This is a genomic window from Streptomyces sulfonofaciens (assembly GCF_014656295.1).
GTDB lineage: Bacteria > Actinomycetota > Actinomycetes > Streptomycetales > Streptomycetaceae > Streptomyces > Streptomyces sulfonofaciens.
The window spans coordinates 13,104-25,738 of the sequence record NZ_BNCD01000024.1 but is presented as its reverse complement, the minus strand read 5'-3'; the positions used below and the strand labels follow the sequence as shown (position 1 = coordinate 25,738).

Below are 12,635 nucleotides of genomic sequence, written 5' to 3'. Positions count from 1 at the left end.
CCGCGTCCGACCCGGCTGCCCGCGCCACGTCAGGAACCGGCGCGGGCAGCCGGGTCGGGCGAGCCCGGGCCGCCGGCAGTGTCCGCGCTTCCGTTAGGAACGTCCCTTTTGGGGCACTCGATCGACGTGCTGGTCTTCAGCTTCGACGAAGAAGGACGATGACCGACCATGGACATATCCCGCAAGCAGAAGCACGCGTATACCCGTCCGGTAGCGCCGGGGGCCCTCGCACGTGGTCCCCGGCAGGTACGCGGAGGCGTCCGTACCTGCATCCCGGCCCTGCGCGGTCGCGGTGGCTACCAGGAGCCCGCCGAGGCGGATCCCGACTCCCACATCGTGCGCGGCGAGGACTGACGCCGCGCCGCCTGCCGTGCCGACGCTCCCGCCGGGCGGGACCGCGGGCGGGCGGAGCCATCGGGCAGCGGGCGGCCCAGGAGAGATCACGAGCGGTCCCTTGCGGGCCGGCCGGTGCCGTGCACCTGCCGGCCCGTTCCGCGCATCCGGAGGGACACCAGGACCCGGCCGCACTTCGTCGCCGTGACCCCGCACAGAGCCTTGCGGAAGACATCAGCCCTGCGGAGGACACGGCCCTGCTGAGCAGGGGCGTGTGCTCCGCAGGGGCCTGCTCAGCAGGAGCCTGGCGGTGTGCGGGCGCCCAGTGAAGGGGGCGCGGCGGGCAGGTCGCGCGGCCGCGGGTGCGCAGGGTCTTTCAGGCGGCACCCGGTACGGGCCCGCTCGCGGAGCGGCCGGGCGCACCGGCGTGCTCCCCGGAGTGGCCGGGCAGCGGTACAGCGACCCGGCGCCACCCCGCGGGAGTGCCTCCGCCCGGGCCCGTCGGCCCGGGCGGAGGGGGTGCGCGTCACTTGCCCGGCCGGCCCGGTGCGGGGTCGGCCGGCGTGTCGCGCTCTGGATGCGCTCGTCCGTGTCAGGAGCGGGCGAGCACGTCCAGCGCCATGGCCGCCGTCCACCCGAAGTCCCGGCTGCCGAGGGCCTGTCCGGTGCGGGCGTCGACGTACTCGGCGAACCCGGAGGCGGTTGCCGTCGTCAGGATGGCCCCGGCCAGCCGGTCCGCCGCGGCCCGCGCGCCGTACTGCCGCAGGCCCCGCTCCAGCGTCCAGTTGACGTTGAACCACGCCGGGCCCCGCCAGTAGCGCGAGGCGTCGTGGGCGCCGCCCAGCAGGTCGTAGCTGGGCACCAGTCCCGTGCTGCCCGCGCCGAGGTCGAAGTGCGGTCCTGACAGGGTGTCCAGCAGGGCGCGGACCACCGGATCGGGCAGGCCGGGCACGGCCAGCGGCAGCAGACCGCTGACGCTGCGCTCGGCCACGAGGGCGTCCGGGACCAGGTCGCGGCAGAGGAACTGGCCCGACTGCGGATCCCAGAGCCGCGCCACCAGCGCCTCGGTCAGGGCCCCGGCCCTGGCCCGGTGCGGCACCGGGCTCCTTCCGAGGCTCTGTGCGATCGAGGCCAGTGCGTGCTCGGAGACGGCGAGGAAGGCGTTGAACGCGGGGTCCTCGACGGCGAACGGGTGCGAGGCCGCGGTATCGCGGTAGTGCTGGTCGCGGTAGCGCGCGGCCAGCCCCACGTAGCGTCCGTAGTCCTCGTCGGTGGGCCGGTCGGCCGCGGCGCCGTGGGTGAGGTCGGCGCGCCGGAAGGAGCCGGTCGGCGCCGGTTCGACGCGCGCCAGCGGCCCGTCCCAGCAGGGGCTGTTGTCCATGCCGGACTCCCACGGGTGGACCACGGCGGCCAGGCCCTGCCCACCGAGGTCGCGGTGGTCCGCCAGATAGCCGTGCCAGGCGGCGAGCCGCGGGTAGAGCCGGGCGAGGAAACCGCGCCGGCGGGACAGCTCAGGATCGCTCTCGTGGACCAGCCAGGCCGCCAGGGCGTGCACCGGTGGCTGGACGATCCCCGAGGTGTCGATCCCGGCGGGCGCGCCTGCCGCGGCGCCCGCCTGCCCCGAGCGCCAGAAGGCGGGACCCGGGAAGTAGGCGCCCGGGGGCACCGCCGGGTTGAAGACGATGTGCGGGATGCGGCCGTCCCCCCACTGCGCCCCGCACAGGGTTTCGAGCTCGCGCTGCGCCCGGTAGGGCGACAGGCGGCGCAGGCCGATCGCGATGAACGCGGAGTCCCAGCTCCACTGGTGCGGGTAGAGCGTGAGCGAGGGCACGGTGCCCGATCCCGTCCAGTGGGACAGCAGCACGCTCACCGCGCTGCTGCGCTGCGAACGGCCGGTGGGGATGGGGGTGGCCGGGGCGCCGAGGGCGGTCCGGGTCATGCGCCGTTCCTGCGCAGGAAGGCGGGGACGGAGCGGACCGCGTCGACCGGGTCACCGGTGAGCCGGCACTCGACGGCGAGGTAGCCGTCGTACCCGGCCGCTTCCAGGGCACCGAGCCAGGCGGGCCAGTCGAGGTGTCCCGCGCCGGGCTGGAACCGGTTGGAGTCGCTGACCTGCGCGTGGCCGATGTAGGGGGCGGCGGCGAGGATGGCGCCCGGCGGGTCGGCCTCCTCGATGTTCATGTGGTAGCTGTCGATGCCGATGCGCACCGAGTCGAGACCGGTGGCCCGGATCAGGTCCACCGCCTGGTCGAGGCGGTTCACCATGTGGTCCTCGTAGCGGTTGAGCGGTTCCAGGAAGAGCGTGACGCCCTCCGCCCGGGCGTGCTCGCCCAGCTCGGTGAGGCCCTCGACCAGGATGGCGCGCTCCTCCTCCTCGCCGCGCGGCGGCTCGAAGGGCGGCAGACGGCGGGAGAACATCCCGTACGAGGCGGGGGTCTGGGCGCCCAGGCCGCCCAGCTCGGCGATCACGGAGAGCTGGGACTTCATCTGCACGAGTGCGTCACGGCGCTGCTCGGCGTCGAAGGCCCCGAAGAAGTGCAGCATCTCGACGCAGACGGTGGGCATCACGACACCGTCGGCGAGGGCCCTGCGCAGCTCGGGAAGCCGCCCCTGGAAGTGCAGGTCGCCCTTGGCGCGCAGCTCGATGCCGTCGTATCCGGCGCTCTGCGCGAACTCCCACTTCTCCTGGAGGGTCGTTCCGGGCAGCAGTTGCTCCTGGCAGGCGGTCTTCAGCATGTGGGGGGCCTCTCAGAATTCCAGGACGACCTGGAGGGCGTCGGCGGGGCGCTCGTCGAGCAGGACGTAGGCGTCGGCCGCCCGGGCGGCCGGGATGACATGGCTGACCAGCGAGGCCACGTCCACGCGCTGTTCGGCGACGAGCGCGAGGAAGGTCTGCTGGAGGCGTTCGACACTCCAGCGCGGCGCGAGCTGCGGGGGCACGCCGCCGATCTGGGAGCAGATCAACTGGATGCGGTTGTGGTGGAACTCGTCACCGAGCCGCAGCCCGATGCCGTCGCCCTGGTAGAAGCCGGAGGCCACCACGCGGCCACCGGTGGTGACCGAGCGCAGCGCCTCGTGGAGCGCAGGGTAGGCACCGCTGATCTCGATGGCGACGTCCGCGCCACGGCCGCCGGTGGCGGCGCGCAGGGTCTCCGCGACGGCGTCGGTGCGGGCGTTGAGGGTGGCGGTGGCGCCGTGGGTCCGCGCGGTGGCCAGACGGCCGTCCAGGGCGTCGACGGCGGTGACCCGGGCGCCGTTGAGCTGGGCGAGGCGGGTGGTGAGCAGGCCGATGACACCCTGGCCGAAGACGGCGACGTCCTCGCCGAGGTGGATGTCGGCGGCCAGGACGGCGTTGAGCGCGATCGCGCCGACCCGGGCGAAGGTGGCCGCGAGCGGGTCGGACCCGGCGGGCAGGGTGTGCCCGAGGAGGCGCTCGGCGGGCACGACGCCCTCGCTGCGGTGCCCCCAGATGCCGAACACCAGGTCTCCCACCGCGGGCACGCCGGGCGCGCCCGCGACGTCCGGGGCGACCTCGGTGACCTCGCCCGTCTCGGAGTAGCCCCAGCCCGCCACCGGGTACTGGATGCCGGCCGCGCCGTCCCGGAAGATCCGGGCCTCGGCGTCCCAGGTGCGGGTCAGGTACGGGTTGGTGCCGCGGTAGGCGGTGAGTTCGGTGCCCGCGGACACACCCGAGTAACGGGTGCGCACCCGCAGGTGCCCGGCGGGCAGCGCGGCACGCGGATGCTCGGCCACCTCCACCTGTCGTGGGCCGGTGAACTGGACGACACGTTCCACGTGGCGACTCCGTGGGCTCAGGTTCAGTCGGCCGGAAAGACCCAGCCGTTGGGACAACGTCGAAGATACCTGCGACTTATGTCTTGTCAATACGCAAAACTAATGCTGAGATGCGTCAGAACCCAGCGAAAGTAGGGGGAGGACAGCACATGCATTGGTGGATCCGCCGTTCGACAACGGCTCCGGCTGCCGGACAGGCCCGGCGCGGCAGGGCGTCCCGGCTGCCGGGCAGGGCCCGGCCGCTGCTGGCGACCGGGCTCGCGGCGGCGCTCGGCGCGGGATTGCTGGCCGGGTGCGCCACGCACACCGGACCGGCCGCGCCGGACAACACCATCACGGTCTGGTCGGAGGAGAACCTGCCTCCGCGGATGGCGGTGACCAACAAGATCATCCACCGCTTCGAGCACGACACCGGGATCAAGGTGAAGCTGGTCGGGGTCGACGAGGCCCAGCTCCCGCAGTTGATCATGTCCGCCGCGGCCTCCGGCACGCTGCCCGATGTGCTCGGGGCGGTGCCGATGGGCCAGATCTGGCAGATGTACAGCAACGGCCTGCTGAACACCAAGGTCAGCGGGGACATCGTGCGGGGCCTGGGGCGCGGCACCTTCGACGCCAATGCGCTGCGGCTCACCTCGGACTCCGGCACGCAGCTCTCCGTGCCCTCCGACGCCTGGCTCCAGTTGCTGGTCTACCGCAAGGACCGGTTGGCCAAGGCGCACCTTCCGGTCCCCGACACCTACGCCTCACTGGTCAAGGACGCCGCCGCCCTCACCAAGGGCGGGAAGTACGGCACCTCGGTCGCCACCGACGCCTCCGACCCCTTCACCCAGCAGAGCTTCGAGGACCTGGCACTGGCCGGCGGCTGCCAACTGGTGAACGGCGGCGGCGCAGTCACCCTCGACTCCCCCGCCTGCCGCACCGCCTTCAGCACCTACGACAAGCTGGCCGCCGACTACGGCGCCCCCGGCACCCAGACCGTCGACTCCACCCGGGCCACCTACTTCGCCGGGCAGTCGTCCATCGTCCTCTGGTCGTCCTCGCTCCTCGACGAGCTGGCCGGACTGCGTTCCGACGCGCTGCCGAGCTGCCCCGAGTGCAAGAAGGACAAGGGCTTCCTCGCCTCGCACAGCGGCCTGGTCACCGCACTGTCGAGCCCGGGCCACCCCAGGCCCGCGCAGTTCGGCGAGGTGACGTCCTGGGCGGTCAGCAAGACCGCGGAGACCGCAGCATCCGAGAAGTTCATCACGTACATGATGAACAAGGGCTACGAGGACTGGTTCGGCATGGCGCCCGAGGGCAAGATCCCGGTCCGCAAGGGCACCGCGGCCCACCCGGACCAGTACCAGGCCGCCTGGCGGTCCGCGAAGATCGGCGTGGACACCCTCAAGCCGCTCGACCAGGTGTACCCGAAGGCCCTGCTCGACCAGCTCGTCGCCGGTGTCGGCACGATGCAGCGGTGGGGCATCACCCAGGGCCAGGGCGCCCTGGTCGGCGCCATCAACGGCGAGCTGCCGGTGCCCAAGGCGCTCACCGCGATGACCAGCGGCCAGACCTCGCCCCGCCAGGCCGCGCAGGACGCCCAGGACGAGGTGTCCGCACTCCAGAAGTCCCTCCAGTAGCCGCCGCCGAGGAAATCCCCATGAGCACACCCGCAACCCGCCCCACCAGAGCACCCCGCACGGCCGGCACGCACGCCCGGCCCGGCGGCCGGCGAAAGCGCCCGCTGACCGGGGCGCAGCGCGAGAACCGCACCGGACTCGCCTTCGTCACCCCGACCTTCGTCGTGGTGCTGGTGGTGGTGATCGTGCCCATCCTGTGGACCGTTCTGCTCGCCTTCCAGCGGGCCCGGCTGGTCGACATCCAGGGCATGGGCCTGTTCGGCAACTGGTCGCTCCAGAACTTCTCCCAGGTCTTCAGCTCGCCCGGCTTCTGGTCCAGCCTGCTCACCACCCTGGTCTACACGGTCGGCGGCACCGCCGGCTCCCTCGTGCTCGGCCTGATAGCGGCCCTGGCCCTGCGCCGCCCCTTCCGCGGCCGCGGACTGCTGCGCGGCACCATGCTGCTGCCGTACGTGGCGCCGGTCGTCGCGGTCACCTTCGTGTGGGAGGTGGCGCTCAGCCCGCAGTACGGCATCGTCAACAACTGGGGGACCCGCTTCCTCGGCTGGCACGACCCCATCGCCTTCCTGTCCACGCGCAGTTACGAGGTGGACCTGCTGGGCTGGCACGTCGGCGTGCCGCTCGCGCTGCTGACCGTCGTCGCCTTCGAGACCTGGCGGTACTTCCCCTTCGCGTTCCTGTTCCTGCTGGCCCGGCTCCAGGCGGTCCCGCCCGGTCTGGAGGAGGCGGCCCGCGTCGACGGCGCCACACCCACCCAGCGGTTCCGCTACGTGCTGCTGCCGCAGCTCATGCCGGTCATCGCCCTGCTGTCCGTGCTGCGCTTCATCATGACGTTCAACAAGTTCGACGACGTCTACCTGCTCACCGGCGGCAGCTCGGGCACCGATGTGGTGGCCGTGCGGGTCTACGACTTCCTGACCGCCCGGTTCGACGTGGGCGCCGCATCCGCCCAGGCCCTGGTCCTGGCCGTGGTGCTGATGGTCCTGCTGGGCCTGTACTTCGCGTTCTTCGCCAGGAAGACCCAGGAGGAGGCGTGATGAGCCGCGCACAGTTCGAGGAGCGCTTCTTCGGGGTGGCCCGCTGGGTGACGATCGCCGTGCTGGCGATCATCACCATCGTGCCCTTCTACTACATGCTCATGCTGTCGGTGAAGCCGATCGACGCGCTGCTGCTCGACCCGGGCTCGCTCTGGGTGTCGGCGCGGGACTTCACCCTGGACACCTACCGCAGTGTGCTGAAGCCGACCTCCGAGGGCGGCCAGGGGTTCCTGCGGATGCTGCTCAACTCGGCGCTGGTGGCACTCGGCACGGTGCTGCTGACCCTGGCCGCGGCCGTGCCCGGCGCCTACGCCGTCAGCCGGCTGAGGTTCTTCGGCAGCCGGCAGGTCAGCGCGCTCTTCCTCGCGGTCTACCTGTTCCCGGCGACGCTGCTCGCGGTGCCGCTGTTCGTGATGTTCGCCAAGGTCGGCCTCTCCGGAAGCCTGGTGGGTCTCGCGATCGTGTACATCGCCCAGACCGTGCCCGTTTCCATCTACATGATGAAGAACTACTTCGCCACCATCCCGTACAGCATCGAGGAGGCGGCGGCCCTGGACGGCTGTTCGCGGCTGCAGACCGTGTACAGGGTGGTGCTGCCGCTGAGCCTGCCGTCCCTGATGGCCACCGGGCTCTATGTGTTCATGATCGCCTGGAACGAGTTCCTCTTCGCCCTGCTGTTCCTCGCGGCATCGCCGGACAGGTGGACGGTGCCGCTGGGGCTGCAGCAGCTCGCGGGCGGCATCGAGGTGCCCAAGACGGTGCTGATGGCCGGGTCCGTGGTGTTGACCATCCCGGTGGTGGTGCTGTTCTACGCTGCGGAGCGGCTGCTGACGGAGGGGCTGACGAGCGGCGCGGACAAGGCGTAGCCGCGGCCGTGGCCCACGGGGGCGTCCGGGTGCCGCCCGTGCGCAGCGTCAGGACGAGCCAGGGACGAGCGAGGAGTACCGACCATGCCGGCCAGTCAGGCGAGCGCAGGCCATCTGCTGCAGTTGATCCGCAGCGGGCGGGCCACCACCCGGGGCGAGCTCCAGCACGCCACGGGACTGTCCCGGTCCACCGTCGGCCACCGGCTCGACCAGCTCTTCGGTGCGGGCTGGCTGCGGGAGGCCAACGGCGTGCCGGGTGCGGTGCCGGCCGTGGCGGTGGCGGCACGGGCGGCGGCGGGCCGGGCCTCCTCGGGTCCGCCGGCCACCGGTGGACGGCCCTCCGCCCGCCTGGAGTTCGACTCCTCGCACGCGGTCGTGCTCGCCGTCGACGTGGAGACCCGGCACGCCCAGGCGGCGGTGCTCGACCTGGACGGCCGCCTGCTCGCCGAGCACACCGCACCGCTGCTGGTCGCGGACGGCCCCGACAAGGTGCTCGACACCCTCGCACGGTGGTTCCCGCCGCTGCTCGACGAAGCGGGCACGGACGCCTCGCGGGTCTGCGGGATCGGTCTTTCGGTGCCGGGCCCGGTGGACTGGGCCACCGGCCGGGTCGTCCAGCCGCCGATCATGCCCGGCTGGGACCAGTACCCCGTTCCTGAGCGGATGCAGGAGGCGTACGCACGCCATGTGGCGCCCGGCGCCGCCCCCGTGCCGGTGCTCGTCGACAACGACGCCAATCTGATGGCCTACGCGGAGCAGCGCCGCTTCTACCCGGACTGCTCGGCGTTCCTGCTGCTGAAGGTCTCCACCGGGATCGGCGCGGGGGTCGTCGTCGACGGCGAGCCGTACCGCGGCATCGACGGCGGGGCCGGCGACATCGGGCACATCAGGCTGCACGACGAGCCGGAGGCGCTGTGCATGTGCGGCTCGTACGGCTGCCTGGCGGCGGTCGCCAGCGGACGGGCCATCGCGCGGCGGCTCAGTGCCTGCGGCACGTCGACCACGTCCGGCTCCGATGTGCGCCGGCATCTGGCGGCGGGCCAGCCGGATGCGGTGCGGCTGGCCAGGGAGGCGGGGCAGCGGGTCGGTGAAGTACTGGTCACGGTGGTGACGTTGCTCAATCCCGGGGTGCTGGTGCTCGCCGGCGATCTGGCCGGGACGCCGTTCCTGACCGGGGTGCGCGAACTGCTCTACCAGCGTGCCATGCCCCGTACGACCGTCCATCTGGATGTGGTGACCTCACGGCTCGGCGACCATGCGGCCCTTGCGGGCGCGGGGGCGATGGTGGTGGAGCACCTGTACGCGCCGGACCGCGCCGACGCACGGCTGGCGGCACTCGTGGGGGGCTGAGCCGCACGGCGGGCCCCGTCCCGCCCGGACGGCCGCCCCGCCCTTCTCCTGCAACGATCCCGAGCACACCCTGGAGTGTCCTGTGTCAACCAGCCGTCCGGCTCGCCCGTCCGCCTCCGGCCCGCTCCCTTCGGACGACGCCGCCTCCGACGCCCCCGCCCGGCAGGTGGGGGCCCAGGACCCCGCCGCGCCGCACGTCACCGCGCCGGACACCGTTCCTCCCGGTGCCGCGCGGGAGCCGGCCGCCGCCGAGGCCCTGCACGGCAGTGTCGCGGCGCCGCCGCTGCGGGTGGGTCTGGTCGGGGCCGGCCCGTGGGCTCGGACGATGCACGCGCGGATCATCGCGGCCGGGCCCGAGACCGCGCTGACGGCGGTGTGGGCGCGCCGGACGGAAGCCGCCGAGGAGACCGCGCGCCCCTACGGTGCGGTGGTGGCCGCCTCGTTCGAGGAACTCCTCGACCGCTGCGAGGCGCTGGCGTTCGCGGTGCCGCCCGCGGTGCAGGCGCAGTACGCGGTGCGGGCCGCCGCGGCGGGCAAGGCGCTGCTGCTGGAGAAGCCGCTGGGCGGCGACCTGGCGTCGGCGCGCCGGGTCGCGGACGCGGTGGCCGCAAACGGTGTGGTCTCCCAGTTGGTGCTGACCAAGCGCTACCACCCGGTGACCCGTGCCTTCCTGCGGGCCGCCGCGGACACGGTGGTCACCGGGGCCCGCTCCTGCTACCTCCACGGGGCCTTCCTCGGCGGCGAGTTCGCGACCTCGTGGCGGCTGGAGCAGGGTGCGCTGCTGGATCTGGGGCCGCACCTGCTGGACCTGCTGGACGCGGCGATCGGCCCCATCGCGGCCATACGGGCCACCGGGGACTCCCGCCGCTGGATCGAGCTGAGCTGCGAACACACCAACGGAGCGGTCAGCCAGGCGTCCTTGTCGGGTGCCGTGCGCCTGGCCGACGCACAGACCCGGGTGGAGCTCTTCGGCCCCGGTGAGCCGCTGGTGTACGACACGGCGGGGATGGACCACGAGGAGTGCTGGCCGGTGCTGCGGCGCGAGTTCGCGGCGGCGGTCCGCTCGGGCCGGCCCTCGCCGCTCGACGCGGCGCGTGGGCTGCGGCTCCAGGAACTGCTGGAGATGGCCCTGGGGACTCAGGTCCTGCGGTGATCACCGCTCGCGCCGTCGATCAGCTCGCGCACGATGTCCATGTGCCCGGCGTGCCGTGCGGTCTCCTCGACCATGTGGACGAGCACCCACCGCAGGGAGACCGGCTCGCCGAACCATGCGGTGCCCGTGGTGTCCAGGTCCAGTTCTGCGATGGTCCGGTCGGCGGCGGCGCGGGCCCGCTCGTAGAACGCGAGGATGTCGGCGGTCCTCTCCTGCGCGGTGACCCGCAGGTCGGCGTTCTCGTCGTCCGGGTCGAAGGGCAGGGGTTCCGTCCCTCTGCCGAAGGTCTCGCAGAACCAGGCGTACTCGACGGCGGCGAGATGCTTCACCAGGCCCAGGAGGTTGGTCCCTGACGGCGTCATGGGCCGTCTCAACTGCTCGTCGTTGAGTCCCTCGACCTTCCGCAGCACCGCCTCGCGGTGTCTGGCCAGGCCGGCGCACAGGTTCTCCTTCTCGGTGCCGGTGTACGGCGGTATGCGTTCTGCCATGCGGCGGACGCCAGGAGCGTGTCTCGGTAACGAGCAAGGGGCCTGCTGGCTGTGATCAATGGGATCGGTCGTGGCCGTCCCGTGGGCATCTGTGAGGCCATGGTTGGGTCCTGCCCGGCAGGTGTTCGGCTGGTAGGGCTCGTGGCGTGGTCAGGGTGCCTGGCCGGTCAGCCGGCCAGGGCGGCGAGCCCGGTGGTCCCGGCGTGTCGGAAGATCTTGCGGAGGTTGTGGGCGGGCGGCCGGCAGTCGCCACTCGCCGCGGGCTCCGTCCTCGCCGCGCAGGAGGAGCCGGCGGCCGTTCTGGCAGGTCATGACCTGTCCGAAGACGGGTTCCACGATGGCCTTGCGGCGGCTGCAGGCGGCCTTGCCGGGCTTGGTCCGCAGCTTGCGGGCCATGCACTCCTTGAGGGTGGCGCCGGCGGGGATGCGTCCGCGTGGTGCGGGCGGGACCTGCTCGTCGTGGGCGAGTCGGCCGGTGGCCATGAACGTGTCGGTGCCGCAGGCCAGTTGGCGCTCTCGCGCGGCCTCAGGGTCTCGGAGCAGTACCCGGCGTCGACCAGTGCCTGCTTGGGGTGGACGCCGGTGTTCGCCGCGAACTGGTCGAGCATGCTGGTGCAGTTCAGCGCGTCGGAGGGGTTGGTCGTCACGTCGGCTGCGGTGATGACCTGGTGCTCTTCATCGACGACGGCCTGGGCGCTGTCGCCTGAATGCAGGCGCCGTCGCTGTTCTTCATGATCCGCGAGTCGGGGTCGGTGAAGTTGGCCTGGGCTTTGGGCTTTGGGCTTTGGGCTTGGGCCGGGCCTTGGCGGCGGCCTTCTCGCCGGCGTCGGTGACGGCCTGCTCGAATGATCAGCTTCAACGGGCTCGCCCACGGCGGGAGCACATCGCCGTCGTCTTCCCCGCCGGGAGCTCCGTGCCCCTCGTGCGCGTGCATTCGGAAGGCCTCACGGGAGATGTGTCCGGTTCCGCCCGCTGCGACTGCGGACCGCAACGCGCCGAAGGAGTCGACCTGTGCGCCGAAACGGGCGGAATCCCGCTGTCCCTCCGCCAGGAAGGGCGCGGCATCGGGCTGTACGACAAACTCGACGCCTACTGTCTCCAGGACCAGGGCCTGGACACGTTCGCCGCGAACCGGGAGGCGGCGCGCCTTGGCCCCGTGCGGCGGCATGTCTCGGTGAGCGCCGCCGCCTCACCGGCTCACAGCGCGCGCATCATGCCGCCGTCGATCGGGATGAGCGAGCCCGTCACATACGAGGCGGCGGGCGACAGGAGCACCGCGGCCATGCGACCGAACTCCTCCGGGTCGCCGAGCCTGCGCAGCGGGATGACGGCCTCGCTCCGCTGACGCGCCTGCGGGTCACCGCGCTCCAGTTGGACCGTGCGCGCGGTGAGGATGCGCCCGGGCACCAGGCCGAGGACCCGGGTGCCCTGCGGTCCGAGTTCGTCCGCCAAGTCCTTGATGAGCATCGCGAGTCCCGCGCGCAGGCCGTTCGAGATCGAGAGGTTCGGCAGCGGGGTCTTGACGGAACTGGACAGCACGTAGCCCAGCGCGCCACCGTCCTCGCGCCCGGATTCGGTGCTCAGCAGCGGCGCGAGGTGGCGAGCAAGCCGCACGGCGCCGAGGAAGACGCTTTCGAAGGACTCCCGCCACGCCTCGTCGGTGAGGGCCGTGGTCCGCCCGGGGGGCGGACCACCGACGCTCACCAGGGCGCCGTCGACGCGCCCGAACGTGTCCTGGGCGAGAGTGGTGAGTCTTTCCGGTGTTTCGGGGTCGGCGTTGTCGGCGACGATGCCCACCACGCTCCGCGGGAAGCGGTCGGCGACTTCCGCCACCTTGCCCGCATCACGCGAGGAGACGACGACGCGCGCCCCCTCAGCGACCAATGCGTCGACGGTCGCCCGGCCGAGCCCGGACGTACCACCGGTGACGACATAAACGCGATCTCGCAGCCCGAGGTCCATGAGCACTCCTTACTCCACCATCAACAGCTTGC

The 12,635-nt window shown here is 72.4% G+C and carries 11 protein-coding genes and 2 pseudogenes; 7 read left to right on the top strand and 6 right to left on the bottom strand.

Features of this window, described 5'->3' with window-relative positions:
• Positions 1 to 168: 168 nt before the first annotated feature.
• Positions 169 to 354: a hypothetical protein gene (locus IE313_RS29120; RefSeq protein WP_189937444.1), complete on the top strand. Its 186-nt coding sequence runs from the start codon at positions 169 to 171 to the stop codon at positions 352 to 354.
• 571 nt (positions 355 to 925) lie between these two features.
• Here the strand turns inward: IE313_RS29120 and IE313_RS29115 are convergent.
• Genes IE313_RS29115 through IE313_RS29105 form a run of 3 tightly spaced genes read right to left on the bottom strand, consistent with a single transcriptional unit; the run spans position 926 to position 4,128 of the window.
• Positions 926 to 2,272 carry an MGH1-like glycoside hydrolase domain-containing protein gene (locus tag IE313_RS29115; RefSeq protein WP_189937442.1) on the bottom strand — a complete coding sequence of 449 codons (1,347 nt, stop codon included), beginning with the start codon at positions 2,270 to 2,272 and terminating at the stop codon, positions 926 to 928.
• Entirely contained in the window at positions 2,269 to 3,069 is an 801-nt protein-coding gene (locus IE313_RS29110) for a sugar phosphate isomerase/epimerase family protein (protein ID WP_189937440.1), read from the bottom strand. Before IE313_RS29110 ends, IE313_RS29115 begins: the two co-directional genes overlap by 4 nt.
• Positions 3,070 to 3,081: 12 nt before the next feature.
• A complete protein-coding gene (locus IE313_RS29105; RefSeq protein ID WP_189937438.1) occupies positions 3,082 to 4,128 on the bottom strand; it encodes a zinc-dependent alcohol dehydrogenase in 1,047 nt (348 codons plus the stop codon).
• 149 nt (positions 4,129 to 4,277) lie between these two features.
• On the opposite strand from IE313_RS29105, the gene IE313_RS29100 reads away from it, so the two are divergent.
• From IE313_RS29100 to IE313_RS29080, 5 genes are all read left to right on the top strand, one after another.
• Complete coding sequence (locus IE313_RS29100; RefSeq protein ID WP_189937436.1) at positions 4,278 to 5,747, top strand: ABC transporter substrate-binding protein; 1,470 nt, start codon at positions 4,278 to 4,280, stop codon at positions 5,745 to 5,747.
• Between the two features lie 20 nt (positions 5,748 to 5,767).
• Positions 5,768 to 6,784: a carbohydrate ABC transporter permease gene (locus tag IE313_RS29095; protein ID WP_189937434.1), complete on the top strand. Its 1,017-nt coding sequence runs from the start codon at positions 5,768 to 5,770 to the stop codon at positions 6,782 to 6,784.
• Positions 6,784 to 7,650 (top strand): carbohydrate ABC transporter permease, encoded by an 867-nt coding sequence (locus IE313_RS29090; protein ID WP_189937432.1) that lies wholly within the window; start codon positions 6,784 to 6,786, stop codon positions 7,648 to 7,650. Before IE313_RS29095 ends, IE313_RS29090 begins: the two co-directional genes overlap by 1 nt.
• Positions 7,651 to 7,734: 84 nt before the next feature.
• Complete coding sequence (locus IE313_RS29085) at positions 7,735 to 9,000, top strand: ROK family protein (RefSeq protein WP_189937430.1); 1,266 nt, start codon at positions 7,735 to 7,737, stop codon at positions 8,998 to 9,000.
• A gap of 256 nt (positions 9,001 to 9,256) precedes the next feature.
• Positions 9,257 to 10,153 (top strand): Gfo/Idh/MocA family protein, encoded by an 897-nt coding sequence (locus IE313_RS29080; protein WP_268256804.1) that lies wholly within the window; start codon positions 9,257 to 9,259, stop codon positions 10,151 to 10,153.
• Here IE313_RS29080 and IE313_RS29075 read toward each other — a convergent pair.
• Positions 10,138 to 10,641: a DinB family protein gene (locus tag IE313_RS29075; RefSeq protein ID WP_189937426.1), complete on the bottom strand. Its 504-nt coding sequence runs from the start codon at positions 10,639 to 10,641 to the stop codon at positions 10,138 to 10,140. The two genes, IE313_RS29080 and IE313_RS29075, sit on opposite strands and share 16 nt — an antisense overlap.
• 167 nt (positions 10,642 to 10,808) lie before the next feature.
• Positions 10,809 to 11,490: pseudogene (locus IE313_RS35680) on the bottom strand (transposase); the annotation flags it as partial.
• On the opposite strand from IE313_RS35680, the pseudogene IE313_RS29065 reads away from it, so the two are divergent.
• Positions 11,487 to 11,773, top strand: a pseudogene (locus tag IE313_RS29065) (GTP cyclohydrolase II); the annotation flags it as partial. The pseudogenes IE313_RS35680 and IE313_RS29065 overlap by 4 nt on opposite strands.
• Positions 11,774 to 11,838: 65 nt before the next feature.
• Here the strand turns inward: IE313_RS29065 and IE313_RS29060 are convergent.
• Positions 11,839 to 12,603 carry an SDR family oxidoreductase gene (locus tag IE313_RS29060; protein ID WP_189937423.1) on the bottom strand — a complete coding sequence of 255 codons (765 nt, stop codon included), beginning with the start codon at positions 12,601 to 12,603 and terminating at the stop codon, positions 11,839 to 11,841.
• Positions 12,604 to 12,635 lie beyond the last annotated feature (32 nt).

Coding starts and splice junctions, on each gene's coding strand:
- IE313_RS29120 (WP_189937444.1), top strand. CDS start 169: ATGGACATATCCCGCAAGCAGAAGCACGCGTATACCCGTCCGGTAGCG.
- IE313_RS29090 (WP_189937432.1), top strand. CDS start 6,784: ATGAGCCGCGCACAGTTCGAGGAGCGCTTCTTCGGGGTGGCCCGCTGG.
- IE313_RS29100 (WP_189937436.1), top strand. CDS start 4,278: ATGCATTGGTGGATCCGCCGTTCGACAACGGCTCCGGCTGCCGGACAG.
- IE313_RS29095 (WP_189937434.1), top strand. CDS start 5,768: ATGAGCACACCCGCAACCCGCCCCACCAGAGCACCCCGCACGGCCGGC.
- IE313_RS29110 (WP_189937440.1), bottom strand. CDS start 3,069: ATGCTGAAGACCGCCTGCCAGGAGCAACTGCTGCCCGGAACGACCCTC.
- IE313_RS29075 (WP_189937426.1), bottom strand. CDS start 10,641: ATGGCAGAACGCATACCGCCGTACACCGGCACCGAGAAGGAGAACCTG.
- IE313_RS29115 (WP_189937442.1), bottom strand. CDS start 2,272: ATGACCCGGACCGCCCTCGGCGCCCCGGCCACCCCCATCCCCACCGGC.
- IE313_RS29085 (WP_189937430.1), top strand. CDS start 7,735: ATGCCGGCCAGTCAGGCGAGCGCAGGCCATCTGCTGCAGTTGATCCGC.
- IE313_RS29060 (WP_189937423.1), bottom strand. CDS start 12,603: ATGGACCTCGGGCTGCGAGATCGCGTTTATGTCGTCACCGGTGGTACG.